Source organism: Bacteroides gallinarum DSM 18171 = JCM 13658, assembly GCF_000374365.1.
In the GTDB taxonomy this organism is placed as follows: domain Bacteria; phylum Bacteroidota; class Bacteroidia; order Bacteroidales; family Bacteroidaceae; genus Bacteroides; species Bacteroides gallinarum.
Genome location: NZ_KB894118.1, coordinates 106661 through 131571 on the forward strand (window position 1 = coordinate 106661; position 24911 = coordinate 131571).

Genomic DNA, 24911 nt, shown 5'->3' on the forward strand with positions numbered 1-24911 from the left:
GATTAATTAAAGAAAGGTGCCACATATTCTGTCGATTTGTTTTGTACTATAATCCGGTTCATATTGTATTTAATCACTACTGTCTTGGTTTCCTTATCCATTTGGAAAGCGTCCATTTCCTGGTTCAGGGGGATGAAAGGTGGAATCTGCGCAGCGGTATAGTCGGCTGCCGACGGGGTGTTGGCGGCTTCCGTTTCGCATACCGGCAGGCGGATACCCAGGTCTGCCGCACGCCGTCCTTCTGCCATGAAGATTTCCTGCCGCATCAGGTAGAGTATTTCCAGCAAGCCGTCTACGCTGGTGGGGGCGTCTATCATCGTTTCCGTAACGGAAGTGCCCGATATGTAAGGAATGGAAATGAGGTTGGGCGCCTGGCGGTCGAGCACCAGCCCGCTCCTGAATTCATCCTCCGGGGAGGCTGCCACTTTGTATTCCGAGCTGTTGGGATATTCCTTGTAGCCTCCGTTGTAGCGTCCCTCCAACTGGTCGTTGATGCCGGTTTCCACCGGGCGGCTCTTTACGAGTGCCAGCAAGGTTTTCATCAGGCTTTTCGCACCGTTTATGTCATTGTCCGCCAGGGCGGCTTCCGCCAATATCAGGTAGGGTTCTTCCGCTTTGGCTATACATATGGGGCGGGCTTCCGTAGCGCTGTTTTTCTGGAAGTATTTCGGGTCGAGGAAGTCGAGCCGGGGTAGGGGCTGGAAATTCGTTCCGTAGATGTAGCCTTGTATGGAGCTTACCACGTCGTTGTCGCCGTCGTATTCCACTTGTTTCACAAAGGTCTTGGATAGAGCCAGTGCGTCGTTGGCATACCGCACGGCATTCGCCTTGTCTCCCAGCCGGTAGTAGGCGCGGGCTATCAGTGTGTTGACGAATGCTTTTTCCTCGGTATCGTCCGTATAGTCCAGCGACTCGGTGAAGGTGGATACTGCCAGCCCCAGGTGCTCTCTCCAGCCCTTCACCTCTCCGCCGTTCTCCGTGGGGAGTGCCAGAAAGTATTCTCCTGCCAGCAGGAAGGAGAAGCCTTTTATGTAGTAGAGGTTGAAGCGCTGGGCGTCTGTGGTGGCGGCATCGGCGGCAGCCACCGTTTCCAGTCCTTGAATTGCCGTTTCGCGCAGGGTTCCTACGTAGCGTTGCAGGTTGGTTACATCCAAATCGGTGTATAGGATTGTGGGGAAGTCGAATACTTTGCTGCTCTGGCTGTAGTTATTGAAGTAGTTGTCGGAGAGGATTTCCGTGAGCTCCACGTAAGAGCCCATGATAGTGGCGAACGAACGGTTGGCTCCGTTTACCCACGTAGTCATGGCGTGGGGCGTTTGCAGGAATGTTTCCTCGTCTACGTTGGGGTTGATGATGTCGCCGGGCTGCAACAGCTCGCAGGAGGCACACGACAGTGCCAGGGAAGTGAGTAGTATGTATTTCGTTATTTTCATCTTATGGTCTGTTTTTGGTTGGACGATTGGGTTAGAAAGAAATGCGGATAGTCCCTACATATTGGCGCGGGGTGGAGTAGGAGGAGTAGTTCAGCCCGCCTACGGCTACCGCGCCCTGGGAACGTGCTCCTGCCAGTGCTGCCTCGGGGTCTACGGAGGAGGCTGTGAAGGAGAACGGGTTGTAGACGTTGAAGCCCAGGTTGATGTTTTTCAGATACTTCTTGGGCTTGTAGTCGTAGGAGAGCCCGATGTTCCTGATTTTAACGAAGTCCGACTTCTCTACGAAGAAGTTGGTGAAGTTCAGCCAGTTGGCTCCCTGGTCCAGCCCCTCCAGTGCTTTTTCGGGTATGGCGTTGTCTTTCAGCCCTTTCGAGAAACGGAACTGGCGGTCGAAGGAGTGTACGTATGCTCCGTACTGGTAGTCGCCGCTAACCGTCAGCGACAGGTTTTTGTAGCTGGCGTTAAGGGAGAAGTTACCATATCCGGTGGGAAGCGTAGAGCCCAGGTTCTGTAGAGGCAGGACTTCTTTCAGCGAGTTGTCGGGGTTGAGCACGGCTTTGTAACCGCGGATAAAGCCTACGGGCTCGCCTTTGGCAACGACTGTCTGTACTGTTCTCGACGAGAATCCGCCGATAGCGAACGGAACCGCCGTGCCGATACTCAGCACCTTGTTGTGGTTGGTGTTGTAGGAGGCATTAAGGCGTACATTCCAGTCTTTGGTGTCTACCAGTTGGAGCCCTACGCTCAGCTCGATACCTTTGTTTTCGATTTCGCCTACGTTGGACAGGTAATTGGCGGACTGTCCGGACGAGGGAAGGGAGGGAATGCTGAACAGGGCGTCTTTGGTAAGGGCGTAGTAATAGGTGAAGCCGAGGTTCAGGATGCGGTTAAAGAGTACGGCGTTGAAGCCGGCTTCGTAGGAGTGCTTCTTTTCCGGAGCCAGGTCGGGGTTACCGTATTTGCCGAATGAGGCTGCCTGCTGTCCCAGGAAGGAATTGAAGTCTACCGTGCGTTGGTACTCGAATGCCGGCGGATAGCTTCCTGCCACGCCGTAGTTGGCGAGGATACGCAGGCTGCTGAGCATGCCGCTTTCTTTCAGTTTTTGCATGAAAGGTTCCTCGGAGAGTACGTAGGAGAAGCCTATCTTGGGATAGTACTGCCAGCCTACGTTGTCGCCGAAGGCTGTGTTGTAGTCCGAGCGCAGTCCCAGGTCGATGTAATAGCGGTCGAGGAAGCCGATGTTCTCCTGGATGAAGTAGCCGTAGTTGTACAGGTAGCTCAGCCATTCGTTGGAGGTCAGCGTGCCTGCGCCGGCAACTATCTGCGCACCGTCGCGCACGTTGCTTCCGTTGTACACGGACTGGTGGTCGTAGGTGCTGAAGAACTGGAAACCGGCTGTGGAAATCAGGCTGAATATGTCTTTGTAGCGGTATTTGTGTTGTCCGTTCAGGTCGATAGTCAGCCCGAAGTAGTTGCGGTCGAAATTCGAGATGCTTCCTGCATCCGATGTGCCCTCCGGCTTTTGCTGGGTGTGGATGAGGTATTCGTTGGTGATGATGTTTTTGTTGTTGTTCAGGCGGTAATCTACTCCCAGCACGCCTTTGAAGGTGAGGTTGGACAGCGGGGCGTAGCTTAGGGATTGCGAAGTCTGGAAGCGTTTTATGGACTCCCGGTTGTTTTGCAGGGCTTCGGCTTTGGTTACGAAGGCTTTCATCTGGGCAAAGGCGTAATCGTCGAGTGCATCCAGGTCGGCGCCGTAGTTTACCAGGTTGCCTTCGGCATCCGTGTATTTGAAGTTGGTGGAGGCGGCGCCTTCGGCAAACCATAGCCCGGTGTATCCTCCCTGGTTACCGTTGCGGCTTCTGGAGAAGTCCTGGATTACCATTCCGAACGAGTTCTGGTATTCGAAGTATTTGTTGAACTTCATCCTGGAGCCGAAACGCAGGTCGTACTTGCGGTCTTCATTGCCGTTTTCAATCAGTGTACCGGTGCTGTTGCTCATGCTTGCTCCGAAGCTGTAACCGTACTTCTCTGTGCCGCCGTCGAAGCCGATGCGGTATTTCTGGGTAAATCCGGTTTGGTGTAGCAGCTCTTTCGTGCGCTTGAAGTGGTAGAACTGGGAGGAGGCTACGTCTGCTTCCAGTTGGGTTTCGGCAAAGAAGGTGGTTTTTTGGTTGGCTCCTTTCTTGGTGAATATCTGGATAACACCGTTGGCGGCGTCCGAACCGTAGAGGGTGGTGGCGGCTCCTCCCGTTACATATTCTATATGGTCGATGTTTTCCATGGGGATGTCGCCGATAGAGCCTGTTACGGCGCTGTTGCCGCTTAAGGAGTTGTTCAGGGTGGCGCCGGTGTTCATGTTGTCTACCCGCACGCCGTCTACGTAGATTACCGGGGTGGAGTTGGAATAGGCGGACGACAGTCCTCTGGACTTAACCAGGGAGGTGGCTCCTGCCTGGCCGCTTGCCATGGTAATCTGTACGTTGGGCAACGCGTTCTGCAATATCTGGTCGATTCTGCCTTGTTTCATGCGTTCCAGTTCTTTGCTGTTGACGGTCGTTACGTTGGACGACAGGCGGCGTTTCTGGACTTCCGCTCCCTGGCCGGTTACTACTACTTCGTCCAGCTTGAAGTTGTCCTGGTCGAGTTCTACTTTCATCTCGTCGGTATGGTCTACCGTGATTAGCTGTGTTTCGTATCCTATATAAGATACTTTCAGCTTGGAGCCCCGTTCAGCGGTTATCTGGAATACGCCGTCCATATCGGTGATAGTACCTACCGACGGGTTGTCGTTGAGTATTAGCGTAACTCCTGCCAGGCGTTCCCGGGTCTTTTTGTCGAGTATGATTCCTTTTATCCGTACGGCGGTTGCCTTTTTGCCGGCTTCTTCTTTGAGTGCCGGAATGAAGCTGCTTTCAATCTTGTCTTTCAGGGGTACGTTTTTGCCCTTTAGAGTTGATTTCTGGACTGCTCTTACGGGAGCTATGCCCAGAAAGGCGATTAATGCAATCAAAATACTTTGTTTCATCGTTGATGTTGAATGGTTAATGAGATTATTGTGATATGCTCTTTCCGGAATAGGGTACTTTTGTTATGCGGCACAAAGGTAGAGGGGAGATGTAAGGTTTCGGTTACAGCGGGGATTCATTTCGGTTACGGCAGAGATTCATTTCGGTTACGGTGGAAATACATTTCGGTTACACGAAAAATATCGGTTCCGGGGCTGTCAAAGCGGAGAATTAGTAGTATTTTTGCAGCCAAAATAAAAAGTTATGAATGTAAAAGCGAAAGGGTATTTGTTGGGAGCGATAGCCGCTGCTACGTACGGTATGAATCCGTTATTTGCACTTCCGTTGTACAAAACGGGTATGAATCCTGATTCCGTCTTGTTTTTCAGGTATCTGTTTGCACTTCCGTTGCTGGGGATTATGCTGAAAGTGAGGGGGCGGAGTTTCAAGGTGAGCCGCCGGGAGGTGCGGTCTTTGATTGTAATGGGGTTGCTTGTAGCCCTTTCGTCGCTGACGTTGTTCGAGAGTTACAACTATATGGAGGCGGGCATAGCGTCTACGCTGTTGTTTGTGTATCCTATTATGGTGGCTCTGATTATGACGTTTGTCTTTAAGGAGAAGTTGAAGCCGGTAACGGCGCTGTGTATCCTGCTGGCGCTGGTGGGCATCGGGCTGTTGTACAAAAGCGGCGACGGCACTACGCTCAGCCTGGTGGGGACGGTCATGGTGTTTGCGTCCTCGCTTTCGTATGCCATTTATATCGTAGGAGTCAATCAGTCTGCTTTGAAGGATGTGGCAACGCTTAAGGTTACTTTCTACGTTTTGCTGTTCGGCCTGACGCTGTTCGTGGGCAGGCTGTGCTGCGGAGAGGAGCTGATAGTTCCCGGCCGTTGGTATTTATGGGGTAACTTGGTGGCGCTGGCTGTTTTTCCTACGGCTATCTCCTTTTTGTGTACTACGAGCGCCGTTCAGTATATCGGCTCTACACCCACTGCCATTCTCGGGGCATTGGAACCGGTGACTGCCGTGTTCTTCGGCATTACGATTTTCGGTGAAAGCCTTACGGCAAGGGAGTGCGTGGGGTTGGTGCTGATTATAGTGGCTGTGACTTTCGTTATCGCCGGAGGAAACATCACGGCGCATCTGGTACGTTTCAGGAAGCTGTTCCCCAGACTAAGCCCGCGGTTGGTGGGTAGGCGCAAGAGGAAGGCGTGATAAAAAGAGGTGTACCTTTCTTTCCTCACAGATTGCACGGATTGACACAGATTTTAATTTCTCAGACAAAGGAATAGGAATAAGGGTTCGGGCAGAAGAACAAAAAGACAAAAGAGAAAAATTGTCTTTTTGTTCTTCTGTCCGAACCCTCGTTCTTCTGTCCGAAATAAAGCCTATGAAATCTATATCGTCCGCGAAGAAATTAGAAATCCGTGTCAATCCGTGCAATCTGTGAGGAAAGAAAGGCACACTTTCTTCTTTCTATCGTAATCCTTGCTTTTATCGTAATCCTTTGCTTTTATCGTAATCCGTAGTGTGCAGCCTTGCCTCTCTTATTTCTTGAAAAGCTCTTTCAGGCTTACCGTCTTATTGTTGATAAGCGGGTGTGCCCAGAAACCGATGAAAGTGATATAGCCTACGAATACGAGGATAATCAGCATGCCGGTGCGTAGCGATGTGGCATCTGCCAGCGTACTGATAATCATCGGCCCGCCGGCGCCGCCCACGATAGCCGAGCACAGTATGCCGGCAAACGAGCCGTGGTGTTGCGATGCGGAGTTCAGCGCCAGCGAGAATACAATGGAGTACATCATGGAGATGCTGAACCCGATAGCCGGGAAAGCGATGATAGCCGCTCCCTTGCTTCCGAAAAGGGCGGTGAGCAGCAGGATGATAGTGAGCCCTCCCGATAACTGGAGCAGCCGTTTGCTGTCTATCAGCTTCAATAGTATCATGCCTACCACGCAGCCGGCGGTCATCAGTCCCCAGAAGTAGCTTACCGCCTGTGCGCCTTCTACCTGCGGGTTTACACCGTGGTATTGCTCGAGGAAGGTGCTCATGAAGATAGAGGTTCCCTGCTCGGTGCTTACGTAGCAGAAGATGCCCAGGAAGAACAGCCATACGTACTTCTGCTTGAACAATGCCAGGTAGGAGGCTTTGGAGCCGCTCTTTTCGTCTTCTTTCAGCTTGATTTTCGGGAAGCGTGAAACGCTTACGGCAACCAGCATTACCAGTAACAGCAGTGTGAATACCCAGTAGAGGGATACCCAGGGCAAATCGGGCGGTGTGATGCCTGCCAGCAGGTCGATAAAGAAGTTTTTGCCTTCGGTGTATATCTCCGGGTTGAGCTCGTGAATGAGGTAGGTATATACCAGGGGGCTCAGGAAAGAAGCGATGCCGAATACGAACTGGGCTACTTCGGCAACGAAAGCGTAGTTCTCTTCTCCGCCTACTACACGTTGCAGCGGGTTAATGACGGTTTGCAGCATAGCCATGCCCAGGCCTATGATGAACGAGGAGGCGAGCAGCACGGGGTATGTGTGCATGCAGGCAAACAACGTCGTGCCGATGAACGGCATCAGAAATCCCAGGAACAGTACCGGCTTCTCGCCGAAGCGGTCTATCATGAGCCCGGCAGGGATAGACATGATAGCGTAGGCAAGGAAGAAGGAGGTGGGGATGAACCCCGCCATTGCCAGGTCGCTCAGGTTGAAGTTATGGATAATGTCCGGAATGAGCGGTCCCAGGATGTTCGTGATAAATGATATGGTGAACCAAAACGCCATTATCAGCGCTAGCATTCCTAAATTCTTTTTCATACTATTTCGTGTTTAATGAGAATACCAGCGATGCAGCGCCGATGCTTCCCGCTTTGTTACCTAATGATGCAGCCATGATGCGGGTGTTGGCGGCACAGTCGGCGATAGCGTAGCGGTATGCCTGCTCGCTGACTTTGCGGATGTAGAAGTCGCCGGCTTCGGACAGCCCGCCGCCTATTACGACGCGTTGCGGGCTGAAGATGTTGATGAAGCCTGCAATGCCGTGCCCCAGGAAGTTGCAGTGTTCGTCCAGGCATTCCGTTGCCAGCGCATCGCCTTCTTTATAAAGGCGTACGATAAGCTCTCCGTTGATTTCTTCGCCCGGATAGGCGATGCCTGCCTCGCTTGCCCGCTTGCTGAAACGGCGTACCAGTGCGGAGGTGGATGCGTAATGTTCCAAACAGCCCACGGAACCGCAGGCGCAGGGCTCTCCGTCGGCTATCAGGGGTACGTGTCCCAGCTCCGTACCGCGGTTGGCAAACCCGTTGAACAGCTTGCCGTCGATAACTACCGCGCCGCCGATGCCCGTCCCCACGGTGAGGAACACCACGTTTTTGGCGCCTTGCCCGGCGCCGTACATGGTTTCGCCCAGTCCCATAAGGTTGGCGTCGTTGCCCATTTGCACGGGCAGCCCCATTGCTGCCTCGATGCGGTCGGCAAGGTTCAGGTTTTCCCACCCTTTGATGTTCTCGGCTCCGCCCAGCACAATGCGGTTCGTTTCGTCCACAATGCCGGGTGTGCCGATGCCTATCCCCTCTACCGTTACTCCGAGTTGCCGTGCCGATGCCATTGTTTCCTTGCAGGCTGCCGTCAGTTGCCCGATTACCGCCTCTGCCGATACATCGGCTTTGGACGGCAGTTTTCCTTGAAAGTGAAATACGCCTTCATGGTCGATAAGGGCGTATTTCACGGAAGTTCCGCCAAGGTCAATTCCTATCGCGTATCTACTCATAAGTCATAAGTTATGAATGTAATGTTATCGGTCTGAAATTGTAGGTTATCAGTCCTTTTATCCTCTTTCTGCCCAAATCGGCGAGCTCCATGCCCATTGCCCGTCGCGCTGGCGTACACGTACATAGTAGTAGTCGGTGTCGCGCTGGGGCTCTTTGTCTTCCATATAGTGTTCTAGGGTGAAGCAGCTTTCGGGCATGGCGCGGTTAAAGAGGATAGCCTCGCTCAACCAACCTATCATGAAGTGCGAGCGTGAACCTTCGAGCAGTTCGCCCAGGGTGTGCTGGAACTTCTTGCCGTTGAAATCGGCGGTAAGCGTGCCGTCCTTGGGCATTTCCAGTTCGAGGATGACTGCCTGCGTGGCAGGGGTCGTGGTGTTGGGGTTCTTGCTGCTGTACATATCCAGCTCCGTGTCTTTCTCGCTTACGGAGAGGATGCGGTTGACGTGTGTCTTGAATTCCGTTTCGCCTTCCTGCGGAGAGGTGAAGGCTGCGCCACGGAAACAGGGGGTAACGCTCAGGATGCGGCCTTTGTCTACCGAGAGCTTGCCTTGCCAGTGTACGTACTTTTCTTCGCGGTTCCAGCCGAAGTCTACTTTTACCTTGCAGCGCACGGTGTCCTCTTCGGGCATAAGCGGGGTCAGCGGGCCGTTCATGCGTGCCAGTATCTGGCCGTTCTTCACGATGTCTACATAGTCGATGCAGCTTTCTCCATTGACGTTCAAGTAGATGCGGCGGCTGTTGCCACGGACTACGTCGCCCATGAAGGCGTCGTTGAGGCGGAAGTCGATTAATATCTTGTCGCCGGTGGCGGCGCATACGTGGCGGGTGCGGAGGGCTTCCCAGATAGCGTCGCGTGTGAGTGACGGCGCCATGATACCGATGCGTCCGTCGCCGTAGCTGCCCGGATAGCCGGAGTGCTGGTCGGTGGATGCCATGATACCGAATTTGTGGCCTTGTTCCAGACCGTATTGGATAGTGCCTTCCCATTGGCGCGGTCCCATATCGTGCAGGTAGGGGTAGTCGCCCTGGTCGCTTTCGGCCAAGCCGTGGCGGGAGTACATCTCTACGAACGGGGTGATGTCTCCTTCGGTGAAGAAGTCCCAGTTGTAACCGCGGTAGCCGGTCTGGTAGCCCATATGGTGCGGGGTTACGAATACTTTATGGCCTTTGGCTTTCTCTTTCCAGTCCTCGATAGAGGTGCATTCTACGAGCGGCGCGTCCAGGTCGTAGTTCAGCGCCACGTGGTCGCCGTGTTCCATGCTGTGTGCCTCGTAGCCGACGAAGGTGAGGAATTCGCCTTCTTTATTGTATTCGTTGGTCATTCTTACGTATTTCTCGTAGCCTCCTTCGCGCAGGCGCTTGAAGGCTCCCGTGTGGTAGTCGATTACCCATTTGAGGCGCGGGTCGTTGGCGCCCGGAATGTCCGGCCACATGGCATGGGGGGTTACGCTGACGAAGTCCAACTGGCCTTTTGCCGCTTCGAAGGCATCGCGCATGTCGCCGTGCCCGTAGGTGATGTTGCAGTGGTTGTGTAAGTCGCCCCAGAACATCTTGAGGTTGCTTGCCGACGGCATAATCTTCTTCGCTTCTTTACTTCCTGCTACGCAAGAGCCCAGCAGGCTCCCCGAAGCTGCCAATCCAAGAAAAGACCAGCCTGTGTTCTTAAGAAAACTTCTTCTGTCCATGATATTATAATTTAAATGTTATGTCTGAATATAAATGGCGGTTATCTGTTTTTCATCAATCTCCGGTCGCCCTTGAAAAGCTCTTTTACTTTCTCGTCGGGGTCGTCGTCCTTATACTTTTTCTGTGTTTCTTGTAGGAGTTGCATCAGCTCTTTCTGCTTGTCTGCATACTCGGGCTTGCCGAATACGTTGTTCATTTCGCGCGGGTCGGCTTTCATGTCGTACATTTCCCATTCGTCGATGTCGTTGTAGAAGTGTATCAGCTTGAAGTCTTGCGTGCGGATACCGTAATGGCGCTTCACGGAGTGTTCTGCGGGGTATTCGTAGTAGTGGTAGTAGGCTGCCTCGCGCCAGTCGGCGGGAATCTTGCCTTCGTTTTCGAGTATCGGCTTCATGGAGGCTCCCTGGATGTCCGACGGGATTTCCACTCCGGCAAAGTCGAGGAAGGTGGGGGCGAAGTCTACGTTCATGCAGATTGCGTTGCTGGTGCTGCCTGCCTTGATTGCTTTGGGATAGCGGATGATAAGGGGCATGCGCTGGCATTCCTCGTACATGAAACGTTTGTCGAACCAGCCGTGTTCGCCCAGGAAGAAGCCCTGGTCGGAGGTGTAGACAATGATTGTGTTATCCAGCTCGCCGATTTTCTCGAGGTAGTTCAGCAGGCGTCCTATGTTTTCGTCTACCGACAGTACGGTAGCCAGGTAATCGCGCATGTATTGCTGGTATTTCCAGCTTATCAGCGCTTTGCCTTTCAGGTTGCCTTTACGGTATTCGGCGATGCGCCCGGCATATACGGAGTCCCATTTGTCCTGTACATCGGCAGGCATGCGTTTGTACACGCTGTAAAGGCGGTTGGTGGTGTCTCTCAGCATCTCGTCGCGTGTAAGCAGCTTCAAGTCCCAATCGTCGGTCAGGGTGTGCTCGATAGACATGTCTTGCTCGCGGGCAGCCCGGCCGCGTCCTTCGTAGTCGTCGAACAGGTTGGCGGGTTCGGGGAAGGTGGTGTTGTTGAATATGCCCAGGTGGCGGGGGGCGGGCATCCAGTTACGGTGCGGCGCTTTCTGGTGGTACATCATGCAGAACGGTTTGCTCTTGTCCCTGCCTTCCAGGAACTCGATAGCTTTGTCTGTAATGATGTCCGTAGCGTAGCCTTTCTCTACGATATGTTTGCCGTTTTCCCAGAAATCGGGGTCGTAATAATCTCCCTGTTCGTGCTGGCCGCTGAGGATGCTCCAGTGGTCGAAGCCTTGAGGCTCGCTGATAAGATGCCACTTTCCAATCATAGCTGTCTGGTAGCCGGCTTGCTGGAGCAGCTTGGGGAATGTCTGCTGGTCGCCGTTGAACGTGCTGGCATTGTCCGTGAAGCCGTTTTCGTGGCTGAACTTACCGGTAAGGATGCATGCGCGCGACGGGCCGGAGAGGGCGTTGACGGCGTAGCAGTTGTCCATGCGGATGCCTTCGCTGGCAATGCGGTCCATGTTGGGGGTTTGCAGGAGGTTACCGCCGTAGCAGGACATGGCTTGTGTGGTGTGGTCGTCGGTCATCATGAAGATGATGTTCGGGCGCTTGGGCTCTTCTTTTTTCTGGCTGGCGCAAGAAGCGAGGCTTAATGTCGCTAACGGGAGGAGCAGATTGGAGAGATTGTTTTTCATAACTGGATTTGTTAGCTTTTCATGGTTTGAGGGGAGTGCCGGATTTCACCGCAGGTTGTACGGATTTACACGGATTATCTGCTTTGATAATCGGTTATTTAATTTCAATCTGTGTAATTCCGTGCAATCTGCGGTGAAACTCGGCACAGCCTCATCCCGGATATTATAATTTGTATTTTAAAGACTGTTTCTTACCGTTTACTTTTACCTCTACCTCCAGCCCGTTTTCATCGAATGCCTTGTTCTTGAACTTGGCAGACAGTTGGGGGGCGTCTGCACTGTTCTTTACCGGACAGATAACGGTGATGTAGCGCACGGCGTCTTCACTGTTTTTCTTGACATTGAACGATACGTTCATGCGGTTGTAGCGTTTGCGGTATGCGGTGGAGCACCAGCCCGGCTCTTTCTTCATCGTCATGCCTTCGGGACCGAAGCATTGGAGTTTCATGTTGCTCCCTTCTTCGAACTGGGTAACGAAGGTCATGTCTTCGCGGCTGTTGGCGATTTTACCTTTCGGCATCTGGTAGTGCAGGTTGATAGAACCTTTCTGGCTGCCTGCCATTTCGTCTACGATAACGAAGTAGTTGTTGTCTACGAAGAATACGGAACGGCGGTGTTTGAGGTTTTTATAGCTCGGATTCTCGGTAACGAGTATCTGTACGTTGCCTTCCGGCTGCCACAGCTTGGTTATGGATTCGGTCTGTTCCAGGTTTTTGTTGTTCAGCGTTACGGTGTTGTGCACGCAGGTCTGGCGATGCCAGTTGCGTTGCTCCATTACTTCGCCCTCGCCGGCATATACGTAGGAGCCGGAGTCGGGGAAGAGGTTCTTGCCGTTGAACCAGAGTTCGAAAGTGCCGTTATCGGGCTGGCAGTGCCAGAATGCTTTCGGCCCGGCCTTCAAGACCATTTGGGTGGCATCCGTTCCCCAGGAGTTGCGGAATACGAAGAAGCCGGATTTCAGGAAGCCTTTGGAGAGGTAGTCGGGCAGTGCGCCTTCTTTGCCTTCGGTAGCCAGGTACTTGATGAACTGGTTCTTGGGGAACATCTTGCTCCAGCTACGGTAGTTTTTCAGCATCTCTTTCTTGTTGGTGAGCTTGGCGTCGCTGAAACACGGGTTGGTGTAGTCGGGGAAGGAGAGGTTGGCGTAGAATATAATCATATCTTCAATCGTATCGAGGTACTTCTGCGGGAACTCGTTGCGGAAACCGTTGAGGTCGGCAATGTTCAGCGCTTTGCAGAAGATGTTGATTGCCGCCAGGTGGTAGTGCGGGTCGAGCTCGAACTGCCCGCCGTCTTCGTACACCTGTACGTTGATTTCGCGGTTCATAATGTCGATGCCGCTCTTTCTCCATGCTGCCGCCTCCTTGAATTCGGGGAAGAAAGCGCCGGCGTAAATCATGCGCTGTGCCTCGAACAGCAGGTGGTTGCCCTGTTCGGAGTAGTTAGCCAGGATGTGCAGGGCATGCTTGTGGTAGTTTACCAGGAACTCTGTCAGGAATTCCGGCGTGAAGGAGGGGGAGGGAAGGAATAGCTGGAACTGGGAGGTCTGGTCTTGCAGGCGGTTGCTCACTTCCAGCGGGCGCCATGCGAAGCGCATGTTCTCCACATCGCCTTTCAACTGGCTGTCGCCGGTCATTTCGTATTCTTTCTTGTCTATCTTTACCAGCGGGTTTTTCCTTATCCAGTCGATGTACTGCTTGGTCCATTCTTCGGCATACTTCTCGTCTCCGCTCAACCGGTAGGCTTTGCCCATAGGGGTGAACCATTTGTGGCGGTGAAGCTGCCAGCGCAGTTCGTTGTCTTTCACCGGCCAGTACCGCCAGTCGATGTCTTCACCGTAGTTGAACGAGGGCTGGTAGCCTTTGTGGGCGAAGAATGTGTGCTGCAAGGCTTCGTCGGCTATCTTCTGGTCGTCCTTGCTGATAGTGATTTTCTTGAGGTTGATATCAGGCGTTTTCACGTTGGTACGTGCGCGGTAGTAGTCGAGCAGCGCTTTGGCGGCATCTGCGTCTTTGCCTTCCTGATGCAGTGCTTTCACTTTCTCCAATCCGGGGTAATCCAGGTTGAGAAGCGAGAATACTTCTGTTTTCAGCTCCTGGGCATTTGCCTTGCCTACGAAGCAGGCAAGCGCCAGCAGGATGATGTATTTGAATGTTTTATTCATTGTTGTCTTTTAGATTATTGTTGGGTATTAGAGGTTCTGGTAGCTGATGCCTTTCAAGTCCATGAAGCGTTTCAGTGCCTCCAGGTAATAGTAGTCTGCATAGTTCAGGGGGGTGTCGATTTCCGAACCGTTGGGCAGCGAGCCGGTGGAGTGCATCAGGATGAATCCCTGGTTTTCGCCTACCTTTGCCAGATAAGCATCGCTCGACAGGCTTTTCAGTATCTTTTCGGCATAGTCCAGGTATTTCTTCCCGTCGGGAACCATTGTGCTCAGCTCTATCAGGGCGGATGCCGTTACGGAAGCGGCGGATGCGTCGCGCGGGGTTTCAGCGGTTACGGGGGCATCGTAATCCCAGTAGGGGATAGCATCGTCGGTCTTGACACGTTCCATAATCATGTCTGCCACTTTTACGGCGAAGTTCAGGAAAGCGGTGTCTTGTGTTTCGCGGTAGCAGGCGGTGTAGCCGTATACGGCCCATGCTTGTCCGCGTGCCCATGAGGAGTCGTCGTTCTTGCCCTGGAATGTCTGTTTCTTCTCTACCGTGCCGTCGTTATTGTAGCTTACCACGTGCCAGCAGGTGTAGTCCGGACGGAAGTGGTTGTGCATGGTAGTCACGGCGTGTTTTACGGCAATGTCTTTATAAGTATTGTTGCCGGTTGCTTTGGCTACGTTGAACAGCAAGTCCAGATTCATCATGTTGTCGATGATTACGGGGAAATTCCATGTTCCGAAGTCCCAGGAACGGATAGCTGAAATGGAGTCGTTGAAGCGTTTGCTCAGGTTGTCGGCGGTTTCTTTCATTACGGCTGCAATGGTGTCGTTGGGAGCCAGGCGGCTGGCATTTCCGTAGCTGCAATTTACCATGAAACCCAGGTCGTGCGTACCGGTGTAGTAGCGTACGGGGTTCAGCAGGTTGGTATATCGGACGGCCCATGTCTTTAGTGCGTCGTTGCCCGTAAGCTCGTAGGCGTACCATAAGGAGCCGGGGTAGAAGCCGCTGGTCCAGTCGTAAACGCTGCACAGGCGGCGCTGTCCCAACTGCTCGGCTGTGGGTTGTGCGCGGAGGGAGTCTTTAAAAGTAAGTGAGTCTCTTTCTAACTGGCGGCACAGGAAGTTCATATCGTAGCCTGTGCGGATAGAGCGGGGTAGCATATCGGTGGACGAGATTTCCTCGGCGGTCATCGTTAGTTGTGCGGAGGCTACGTCCACTCCTTTTTTTATCCAACTGTAGTCTTCTTCGGGTTGTGTACGGCATGATACTAAAGTCAGTGCACCCAAAGCCAAGAGAACAAGTTCCTTTTTCATGTTATTCGTTTTTAATGTAATTGGTTTTAGTAGGTTTTGTAACGAAAGCAAAGCTAACGGATTTTTTATAGACTTTGTAGTAAGAATGTTGAAAAGGCAATAAATCCGTTCGCTTTGAATATCACTTTTGTTGAAAAGAGTTTAGATAATCTCCAATATGCCTCGATTGAGGCATATTGGAGAGGTTTTTAGGGAGGTTATTACCATTTCGGATTCTGCTGGAACTGGGTACATAAGTCCATTTCGCGCTGCGGGATAGGCATCAGTTCGTGCTTGCCTTTTTCCGTGTAGTCGTACACTACATAGTTGGCACTGCTCCACCAGTTCTTTAACTCGTTGTATGTGTTTTGAACCGTTTCGTAGTAAATACCCCAGCGTATCAGGTCGAGGCGGCGATGTCCTTCGAATGCCAGCTCGTAGGCGCGTTCTTTGCGGACGGCTTCACGGAAAGCTGTCTGGTCCAGTCCTTCCGGCAGTGCATAGTTCTTGTCGAATGTGCCGTCGGCTTTGGTATAACCGCGTTTGCGAACTTTGTTGATAGCGGCATAAGCGTCGGTAGTCGGACCGCCTTTCCACTCGTTCAACGCTTCTGCATAGAGCAACAGTACGTCTGCATAACGCAGCACATACCAGTTGACGGTAGACTTGTCGTTGTTGACGAAGGGGATATTTTCCATGTATTTGTCGATATCCCATTTGGCAGGTGTATAAGTCTGCTTGGCTTTCTGGGATTTCTCGGGGTCTAAGTCCTTGGCTAATGCCTCGGCTTCGGTATCTTTAGGAATGCTGGCGGCCAGGTAATAATCACCTGTGTAAACGGCGCCGGTTTTGCTGTCGTTGTGACCGTGCTTGTAATTGGCTATGGATAAGTTCTGGCGTCTGTCGGGGCTTATACCGGTAGTAGCGTCGGGTTCGGCTTCTGCTCTCCAATCGAGTACGAACGAATGGACTACCTGTACGTTGGCAGCGGTACTTCCGCTACGGCCGGCATCGGCTGTGGTTTTTACTCCGTTCCACTTCCCGATGCGGCCTACGGGGTCGCTGTTGCCCGAATAGGTCGGGGAGTAAAAAGAGATTTCAATCAGACTTTCCGTCGGGTCCCAAATTCCGTTACAAGTGTTTTTCCACAGTTGTTCGTAGTCGCTCAACAAATCGTGTTTGCCCGATTCGATTAAGATACGTGCAGTCTTTGCGGCAGCTTCCCATTTGCTCGTGTCTTGTACGGGGTATCCTGCCCAGGTGGCATATACCTTGGCGAGCAGTCCCAGCGCCGCTCCTTTGGAGAAACGGTAGTCGTTGGTGCTGCGGTAGGTGTCGTCTTGGGCATACGGCAGGATGTCGCAGGCGTACAGCAGGTCTTCCTCGATAAATTTATAAACGTCTACGGGGTCGGCTTGTACAAAGGTCGACGGATGCTGGTCGGACATAGCGGTGCTTGTCATTAAGGGTATGTTTCCCCAACGGCGTACTAACTCGAAGTAGTACAATGCCCGCAAGGCTCTTGCTTCGGCAATGTAGATAGTGGCCAGTTGCTTGTCGGATTCGTTGTACGAGTCCATTTTCACGGATACGCGCTCCAGGAAGTCGTTCGCATTGTAAATGCCGGTATAGAGGGATGCCCATGAGGTCTGCACTTCGGCCTGCGAAGCGGAATAGGCATTGGTAGGCAGGATACGGAAGTTTTCGGTAGTGCTTCCCTCTACCTGCGAAAGGTCGGTTCCCATGGAGAAGTAAATGGAGAGGTGATAGCCGTACATCCCTTCTTCTATGGTAGAACGGTACACACCGAGCAGCACATCCTGCGCTTCTTTGGCATCGTTCATATATTTGCTTTTCTCTACCTCAGTGCTACTTTCTTCTTCCAGAGAGCACGCAGCGGGAAGAAAGCATAAAGCTAAAATTCCTATATAGTATATAAACTTTTTCATATGTATGTTATTTTACGAATTAGAATTGAAGGTCGATTCCCACTGTGAATACTTTGCTCTTAGGATAAGCTCCCCAGTCCAAACCCGGCATCATCGGGTTGTTCAGGCTGTTTACTTCCGGGTCGTAGCCGCTGTAATTGTTCAGACAGAACAGGTTCTGGCCGGTTACGTATACGCGGAGCCTGGAAGCATGGAATTTGCTTGTCCATTTCTTCGGCAGGGTGTATCCCAGTGTCAGGTTTTTCAGGCGCAGGAATGAACCATCCTCTACAAAACGCGAATACACGTCGTTCGTGATGTAACCTCTGTAAGAAGGTACTAAGTTGGATGCGTTGGTGGGGCTCCAGCGGTCTGCCACCTCGGCAAGCATGTTACGGCGTCCGCTGCGGCTTTGTGTGGCATACAAACGGGTAGCGTTGTAGATGTCGTTGCCGTAGTTGAACTGGAACATGATGCTCAGGTCGAAACCTTTGTATTCGAACGTATTGGTGATACCGCCGAACCACTTCGGCATGGCGTTACCGATTACGGTACGGTCGTTGGTGGTGATATCGCCGTCGCCGTCCTGGTCTTTATATTTCACGGCTCCCGGAACGGCTCCGTTCTGCGCACCTTTCTCACCGGTGTTGTAACGTGTATTGTTGGTAATGCCGGGTTTTAACACCAGGTTGCCGTTCGTGTCGGTATAGAAATCATCGTACTGGTAAATGCCGTCGAACTCGTAACCGTATATCAAACCTAAGGATTCGCCCACTTTGGCGATGTAGTCGTAACCGGTGAAGTTGCTGTCGAAGCCGGAGCGTGCATACATATGGCTTGCGCCGTCTGCCAATGCTTTCAATTCATTCCGGATAAACGAAATGTTGAAGTTGGTATTCCAAGTGAAGTCCCTGGTCTGTATGTTGGTAGAGGTCAAGCTCAGTTCGATACCTTTGTTTTGAATCTTACCGATGTTCTGCCATTGCGAGGTGAAACCGGTGGCTTGTGCCAGCGATTGTGCCAGCAGCAGGTCTTTGGTGTTCTTGATAAAGAAGTCGGCGGTTACGTTCAACCGGTTATCGAAGAAGCCTAAATCGAGACCTAAGTTGACCGAGCTGGAACCTTCCCATTTAAGGTTGGAGTTTTTCAGTTGCTTCGGTGTAAGCACGGTTACCGTGTTGTTGCCGATACCGTATTTGCTGTTCGTGTACAAGTCCATAGAGAGGTAATTGCTGATGCGGTCGTTACCCACGATACCCCAGCCGAAACGGACTTTGAAGTTGGAAATCCATTTGATGTCTTTCATAAACGCTTCTTCTGATACGCGCCATGCGGCAGAGAACGAAGGGAAGAAACCCCATTTGTTCTTGTTGGAGAATACGGTGGAGCCGTCGGTACGTACGGTTGCCGTCAGTAAGTAACGGTTATCGTAGTTGTAGTTGGCACGGGCGAAGAAAGAAAGCAGGGTCTTGTCATAATAGTCGCTGTTCACCTTGCTTGGAGTGGCTCCGAGCCCCAGGTTATCGTTGCCCAGGTTGTCGAACGGGAAGTCCATGGCTTCGCCGAGCAGGTACTCGCTGCTTCTGAAGGAGACTTCGTGCGCTACCATTACATCGTAGTTGTGCTTTTTTATCTTGTCTTTCCATGTCAGTGTATTGGTGTTGGTCCAACGGACGTCGCGTCCCATTTGTGTACGTCCGTAGGGCTTTTGGCCGTTGCGGTAGGCTTCTTTCGAACCGTCTCTGTAGAATATGTCCGTACGGTTGTTGGTCGTGTTGTAAGAACCGCTGGTCTTGAATGTCAGACCTTTGATGATTTGCCAGTTCACAGCGGCGTTAGCCGACCACATTTCGGCGCGTTTGTCGTTCGTTACGGATTCCGCCTGTTTCACGGGGTTCACCTGTGCCAGACTTTCGCCGGAGCTGAGCATTTCGGGGTCGATAGCCGATTCCAGAAGTTCTTCGTTAGTCATTTTCAAACCGCCCGTGGGACGTGCGCTCAATATCTGTGCCAGCATGTTGAAACGTCCGGAGTCGCCGGATGTACCCACACCTTTACGGTTGGTCATGGCATAGTTTACGGTCAGGTTGAAAGAGACTTTTTTGTTTATTTTCTGGTCGAGGCGGAACTTGGCGGTAGTTCTGTCGAAGCCGCTGTTCTTGAAGATACCATTTTCTACATAGCGCGAGAGCGAACCGTTGTATTTGGTGTTGTCCGTACCTCCCATAATGCTTATGTTGTGGTCTTGCGACCAGGTGGGGTTGAATGTCTCGCCCTGCCAGTCTACTCCGGTTACGCCGATGTAGTCGTCGAGTGTCTGGTATTTATAAGGATTACCGTTTTCATCGTTTTCAGCTTTGAAGTAAGTGCCGCTGTAGTTCTCGTTGACTTCTCCTTGTAGTTTTACGAACTCGTACGGAGAGAGCAAATCCAGTGTTTTCGAGATTTTACGATAGGTGGCAGAACCGTTATAGGAAACGGTAGTCTTGCCTACTTTACCCGATTTAGTAGTGATTAATACAACACCGTTGGCTGCACGTGCACCGTAGATAGCGGATGAAGATGCGTCTTTCAGCACTTCGATAGATTCGATGTCGGAGTTGGAGAGGTAGTCGATGTCTGAAACTTCGAAACCGTCTACGATGTAAAGCGGTGAAGCGTCTCCGGTCAATGTTCCCACACCGCGGATGCTGATGTTGAAGCCTGCACCCGGAGTACCGTCGGTAGAGGTGATTTGCACACCGGCAATCTGGCCTCCCAAAGCTCCGGCAACGGAACTGGTCTGGAAGCCTTCGATATCTTTGGAGGCTACGGAAGCTACGGAACCAGTCAAGTCGCTTTTCTTCATTGTACCGTAACCTACTACGATAACTTCATCCAGTGTTTTACTGTCGGGACTCAGTTGTACGGTTATCTGTGTCTTGCCTTGCAAGCGGATTTCTTGCGTCAGGTATCCGATATAGCTAACTATCAGTGTGGCGTTCTTCTTTACTTTGAGAGTGAAGTTACCGTCCAGGTCGGCTGCAACACCGTTGTTCTCACCCTTTACTTGTATTGTTGCACCGATTAACGGTTCTTTGTTCTCGTCGAGCACAGTTCCTTTCACTGTTACGCCTTGTGCGAACGTGATAATGGAGACGAGGAGAGCCAAGAGGGTGATGTACCCTCTTTTGCTCAGTGTATGATATGTTGGTTTATACATAATGTTTAGTATTTTTGTTATTCAAAATTTTCATCAAACCAAATAGCAATGGGATAGCAGAGCTTGCCATTATTAATTTCTGTTTTTTCATCTGTAATATAGGATATTCTTCCTATTAAAACTCCATTAGCATACTCGCCATTTGCATCTTTCCAAAGGTTTGGTTGAATAATGACTTTTTTATCAGTTGGGTTAATATAACCGAGGGTTTTATCAAGAGTATTTGGGTTGTCATAATATGACATTGGTCTTTTTGCACCTGTATTGATAGAAACCCCTACACTTTCATAGAAAGATTTCCAAACATCATTCAAAATAGAGCCTGTAGTGCTGGGTATAACCCCCTCAGTATCTGTATTTATACTAAAGAAATTAAAGTCTTTTCGGTAATCCATAGCGAACTTGGATAGGTCAGCACCACCTGTTGCTGTTATTGTTGGCTCTACAGATTGCCCTCCTTTTTTAGGATTGACTTGAAGAACAAAAGGCTTGTATTCTATAATGGCTGGTTGCTTGCTGCTGTCATAATTAGGATTGTAAGTTTTAATAAAAACAGGAGCTGTAGCAGTATATGCATCTTCACCTGTTCCACAAGTTGCTTCTACGATGAGCATGCCAACAGTATTTACATTAATGAATCCACTCTCTTTAAATATCAACTCACCAGTGGTTTCATTAATGTCTGTATCTTTACCAATTGCGACTTCGCTGCTTCCTCCCATTAATGTTTTTCTATAAATTTTCCATTTAGCAGTTTTTCCATTAAGGGTTGTGGTAGGAACTATTGTAGTATTTTTCATTTCTGCTTTTGATTTAAAAGCATATTGATTTGCATTATCTTTTTCTGGTAAACCAAGGTTGTTACCATAGTAGAAAGTAAACTTGTTTGGATTGGCGCTAATTGTAAAAGCAATACTAACTGTAGCTTCTCCTTTATCGGCTGTAGGACCTACAACTTTAGCATTGATTACATAATTATCAGGAACTAAAGTATTATCAGCTAATATATAAATATCACCTTTTAAAATGTCTATTTCTATTTTCTTATTATTGATTTGTTCTTGGATTGCACCTGTATTGTTCTCGAGACTAAAAATAGCTTCTCCGCCTACGAAGTTAGGATTTAGTTTGATTGTATAAGCCTTCTCTTCATACATATTTGCAGGTACTTCATATGTGAACGTTTCAGGTTGAATAGGTTCTATGAAGTCTACAATCGTTACAGTGTAAGCTTCTGCAAAATCTGTTGAACCGTATTCATTGGTTACAGTTACATCTATTTTATAAACGTTATCGATGTTAAGCGGGCTATTTTCTGCCAAACTGATTTTACCGGTTTTTTCATCAATCGTGAAACCGGTAGCCTCCGGAGTGATAGACTTAATAGCGTAAGTCATTCCTTCCGAACCTTGAATGGTTGGTAATTGTGATTCGTGTGCAGTATTTTGTTCTACCCGTACAGTGTTAGGCTTATACAATAGATTTAACGGCTTGGAAATTACATTAAATGTTACTGCATCCGGATAAAGGTGTTCTCCGGCTTTAGTCGTTAACTTTAAGCTTAGAATATACTTTTCTCCGGGAATAATCTTGTCTTTATGGTCAGGATTAAAGGTGATGACACCTGTATTCGAAATAGTGAAATACTTTATGTACTCTTTGCTTTCGTCTTCGGCAAATTCATATTTAGTGATACTTACATGCTTTTCTGCATCAGTAGTTACTTGTGCACTGGCTTCCCACCAATTTTCATCTTCCATTTTCACTAACACCTCTGCCGGTTCTACACTGACACCTTCGGGAACGGCTAATAACATGTTTACTTGTACGGCATCTTTAAAGCTGTAAAACTTACCATTAGAGTAACAGCCTACACTGATGCTGTAAAGACCCGGTTCCATTGCCTCTGTATTTTGGATAGTAATTTCACCGGTCTCAGCATTTATTACGAAATTGTCGTTGTTACTGTAGGTTTCATCATTGAATGTAACGTTAGTAATAGTAAAATCGTATGGCGCACTTCCTTTATATGCTGGTGCTTTTAGTGTATAAGACATACTGGGACCTATATCTGTTACTCCCAAATAATGGAGAATAAATCCTGTAGAGTCTGTGGTCTCTGTCTTGTCGCAAGAGACAAAGACGAATGTCAATGCACTTACTAAGAATATACTTAGTAATCTTGCAGTGTTTAACAATTTAGATTTCATATTAAAAGAGTTGTTAGTTTAAAGTATATTGTAATCTATGTTCTGCCCCGTTTACAGTTACTTTGACAGAGGCTCCGTTGTCGCTATAACTGCCGTTGAATTCAGCGGTAATATCTTCTTTTTCACTCATATTTCCGTTTACTGGAAGAATAACCGTAATGAAACGGACATTTTCGCTTGCTGCTTTTTCACTGTAAATCGTATATGAATTGCGTTCTTTGTAATTGCCGTCTACGGCATAGGCTATACGTCCTGTATAGCTTCCGTCTGTATTAAAGGGGCGGAGTTCTATGTCTTTGCCCGTGTCGGGGAATGTACGTACAATGATATTATTCTTATCGCTGAAATCAGTATGCGCACCTTTTTTATCCTTGTCGATAACAATTTCACTGTCGCTTCCTTCACAGAGGTTGAAACTCAGATAAACAGGATTATCGATATTGCCGATAGCTTCGTCTACTAATACGAAGAATTCTTTATTGACAAAGAATACGGCACGACGATGTTTCAGGTCGGGGTAACCTTGATTTTCAAAAACAATGGTTTCTATGTTACCTTCTTCGGAGAACAATAGCTTACCGTCTGCTTTACTTATGTTCTTTTTCCACTCCCTACTGGGGTTATCCATATCTTTCAGAGTTAGCGTATTATGTTTGTCCGTACCACGGAACCAGTTGCGGAGTTCGTTGTCTCCGCCGGAGGTATAATAAGTGCATACGCCGGAATCAGGGAAGAAATTACGCCCATTGATATAAAGTTCGAATGTACCGTTGTCTGCTTGGTTGTGGCTCCATGAGTCCATGGAAGTGGAGATGTCATTGCTCTTGTTATTACTTAGAATCATGACTGTGGAGGAGGGAGTCCAGCCGTTACGCATAATGTAGAAACCTGCGTCTTCAAAAAGTTTCAAATCGTTGCCCGGAGTATTTCCTACGGTCGTTCCACCATTGACGGCATTTGCCATGTATTTGAACTCTTCACTGTCAGGGAACAATTCTACATATCTTCTGAAATTTCTGGAAAGGGTACTACGATTCCAGTTGCTTTTCCAGGAATCATTGAAGGAAGGCACTACGTAATCGTCCAATCCGCCTTTGGATTTTCTGAAATAGTTCGGATAAGTAAAGTACATTACCACTTCGGCAGCTTTACGCAAGTAAGTAGAGAAATCGTTTGAAACAAGGTTGGGCTGATTGTTTTCTTGGGCAAGCTTCATTGCATTATAAAAATCGGCAATGGCACTAATATGATAATGTAGCGACATCTCTTTGTGCCAGCCGTCGGTCATGAACTGGGTTTTTACTTCTGCTCCCAGCGTATTGTAACCGGTGGTTTTCCATGTCTCTGCATTCTTGAATTCGGGCATCAGTACTCCTGCATTAGCCAAAGCACCTCCTTGAGTAATCAATATATTGCCGCTTTGTGCATAAGGGTACTGCACCAGAAAATCCGCTTGCTCGGCAAATGACGCTAAAAAGGTTGTGAGCCATTCTGGGGTGAAATTGGTGGAATTTTTAAAGTATTCCAGCAACTCTACCTGGTCGTTGAGGCGTGAGGCTACTTGTAATTGCCACCAAGATGTTTCGTTTGTACCGGTTTCCGGTTTAGGATTGGCTGTAATCCAGTTGCCATATACTTCTATCCACGAATTGATGTATTTTTCGTCTTTACTCTTGTGATAAGCTTTTGCTTGAGGGATAAACCATTGGTGGCGGTGAAGTTGTTTTTGGTATTCGTCACTTGCACCTTTGGGTGAGTAAGTCCAGTCTATTGTCCCGTCTTTTTTTACAGAATACGGCTTTTTCTCATCTACGTTTTCATAGAAGTTGTTTACGTGGAAGCGATAATCTTCTAAGGCGTAATCTGCTTTTAATTGGTCGTCGTCGCTAATGGTTACATCGACCAGCGAAAGGTTAGGATTCGTCACATTAGTCCGTGTCCGGTAGTATTCCAGCAAGGCACTGGCGGCAAGATAATTCTCGCCTGCTTCATAATATTGCTTTACTTGTTCCAGACCAGGATAGTCGAGGTTGAGTTGCTCAAAAACAGAAGCGTTCAGCTCTGCGTCCGTTTTGTTTTCAGGGGTTAGTTCCGGGCTGATGTTTCCGCCTGTTGCGAAATCTTCTTCATCGTCGACACATCCGGAGAATGCAAACAATGCGAACAAACAAATAAGAAAAGTGTTCTTCATACGTTAGTTGTTTTTTATTAGTAAAAGTTTAATTTTTCTTGTCGCAAATATATTACATTGAATTTTAATAGATAATTCGTCTTGTTTATGCTTTTTTAGAAATCTGAATATTATTATTAAAGTTGTTGAATGAAATATTAGATTTGTTGAAAAGGCTTGTTTGAGATGCTCTGTGAGGGGAATTTTATGTGAATACGAGTAGTATTTCTGTATCCGATAATACCGGGTTTTACCGTAGGTGAACGGATTATTTTAAAATGCCGCACCTTATCTCCCGAAAGTGCAGGCATTTGCATCGGAAACTCCGGGCTTTTTGAATGTTATAGTGTGGCATTTTGGTTGTAAAGATGCGGTGTTTCGGATGCTAACGTGTGGGGTTATTGAAGAT

Annotated in this window: 13 protein-coding genes; 1 reads left to right on the plus strand and 12 read right to left on the minus strand. The window is 49.5% G+C overall.

Annotated elements, in window-relative coordinates; genetic code table 11:
* Positions 1-2: 2 nt before the first annotated feature.
* Complete coding sequence (locus tag C233_RS0104185) at positions 3-1433, minus strand: tetratricopeptide repeat protein (RefSeq protein ID WP_018666165.1); 1431 nt, start codon at positions 1431-1433, stop codon at positions 3-5.
* 31 nt (positions 1434-1464) lie between these two features.
* Positions 1465-4461, minus strand: a complete 2997-nt coding sequence (locus C233_RS0104190) for a TonB-dependent receptor domain-containing protein (RefSeq protein WP_018666166.1) — start codon at positions 4459-4461, stop codon at positions 1465-1467.
* A 244-nt stretch (positions 4462-4705) separates the two neighbouring features.
* Here C233_RS0104190 and C233_RS22285 point away from each other — a divergent pair, with 244 nt between their 5' ends.
* Complete coding sequence (locus tag C233_RS22285; protein WP_018666167.1) at positions 4706-5656, plus strand: DMT family transporter; 951 nt, start codon at positions 4706-4708, stop codon at positions 5654-5656.
* 332 nt (positions 5657-5988) lie between these two features.
* Here C233_RS22285 and C233_RS0104200 read toward each other — a convergent pair whose 3' ends face one another.
* The 10 genes from C233_RS0104200 to hepC (C233_RS0104245) all read right to left on the minus strand — a co-directional run bounded on the left by C233_RS0104200 (position 5989) and on the right by hepC (C233_RS0104245) (position 24523).
* Positions 5989-7254, minus strand: a complete 1266-nt coding sequence (locus tag C233_RS0104200; protein WP_018666168.1) for a sugar MFS transporter — start codon at positions 7252-7254, stop codon at positions 5989-5991.
* Between the two features lies 1 nt (position 7255).
* Complete coding sequence (locus C233_RS0104205) at positions 7256-8206, minus strand: ROK family protein (protein WP_018666169.1); 951 nt, start codon at positions 8204-8206, stop codon at positions 7256-7258.
* 57 nt (positions 8207-8263) lie between these two features.
* Entirely contained in the window at positions 8264-9892 is a 1629-nt protein-coding gene (locus tag C233_RS0104210) for a CehA/McbA family metallohydrolase domain-containing protein (protein ID WP_025068894.1), read from the minus strand.
* A 41-nt stretch (positions 9893-9933) separates the two neighbouring features.
* Entirely contained in the window at positions 9934-11544 is a 1611-nt protein-coding gene (locus C233_RS0104215; protein ID WP_018666171.1) for a sulfatase family protein, read from the minus strand.
* A 163-nt stretch (positions 11545-11707) separates the two neighbouring features.
* The gene (gene hepC / locus C233_RS0104220) at positions 11708-13708 is read right to left on the minus strand and encodes a heparin-sulfate lyase HepC (RefSeq protein WP_018666172.1); all 2001 of its coding nucleotides are present in this window, start codon (positions 13706-13708) and stop codon (positions 11708-11710) included.
* A 27-nt stretch (positions 13709-13735) separates the two neighbouring features.
* A complete protein-coding gene (locus C233_RS0104225) occupies positions 13736-15013 on the minus strand; it encodes a DUF4995 domain-containing protein (protein WP_018666173.1) in 1278 nt (425 codons plus the stop codon).
* A gap of 200 nt (positions 15014-15213) precedes the next feature.
* Positions 15214-16941 (minus strand): RagB/SusD family nutrient uptake outer membrane protein, encoded by a 1728-nt coding sequence (locus C233_RS0104230; RefSeq protein ID WP_018666174.1) that lies wholly within the window; start codon positions 16939-16941, stop codon positions 15214-15216.
* A 19-nt stretch (positions 16942-16960) separates the two neighbouring features.
* Positions 16961-20122, minus strand: coding sequence for a SusC/RagA family TonB-linked outer membrane protein (locus C233_RS0104235; RefSeq protein ID WP_018666175.1), 3162 nt, complete (start codon positions 20120-20122; stop codon positions 16961-16963).
* A 17-nt stretch (positions 20123-20139) separates the two neighbouring features.
* Positions 20140-22332 (minus strand): surface glycan-binding family protein, encoded by a 2193-nt coding sequence (locus C233_RS0104240; RefSeq protein ID WP_026314724.1) that lies wholly within the window; start codon positions 22330-22332, stop codon positions 20140-20142.
* A 13-nt stretch (positions 22333-22345) separates the two neighbouring features.
* Positions 22346-24523, minus strand: coding sequence for a heparin-sulfate lyase HepC (gene hepC, locus C233_RS0104245; protein ID WP_018666177.1), 2178 nt, complete (start codon positions 24521-24523; stop codon positions 22346-22348).
* Positions 24524-24911 lie beyond the last annotated feature (388 nt).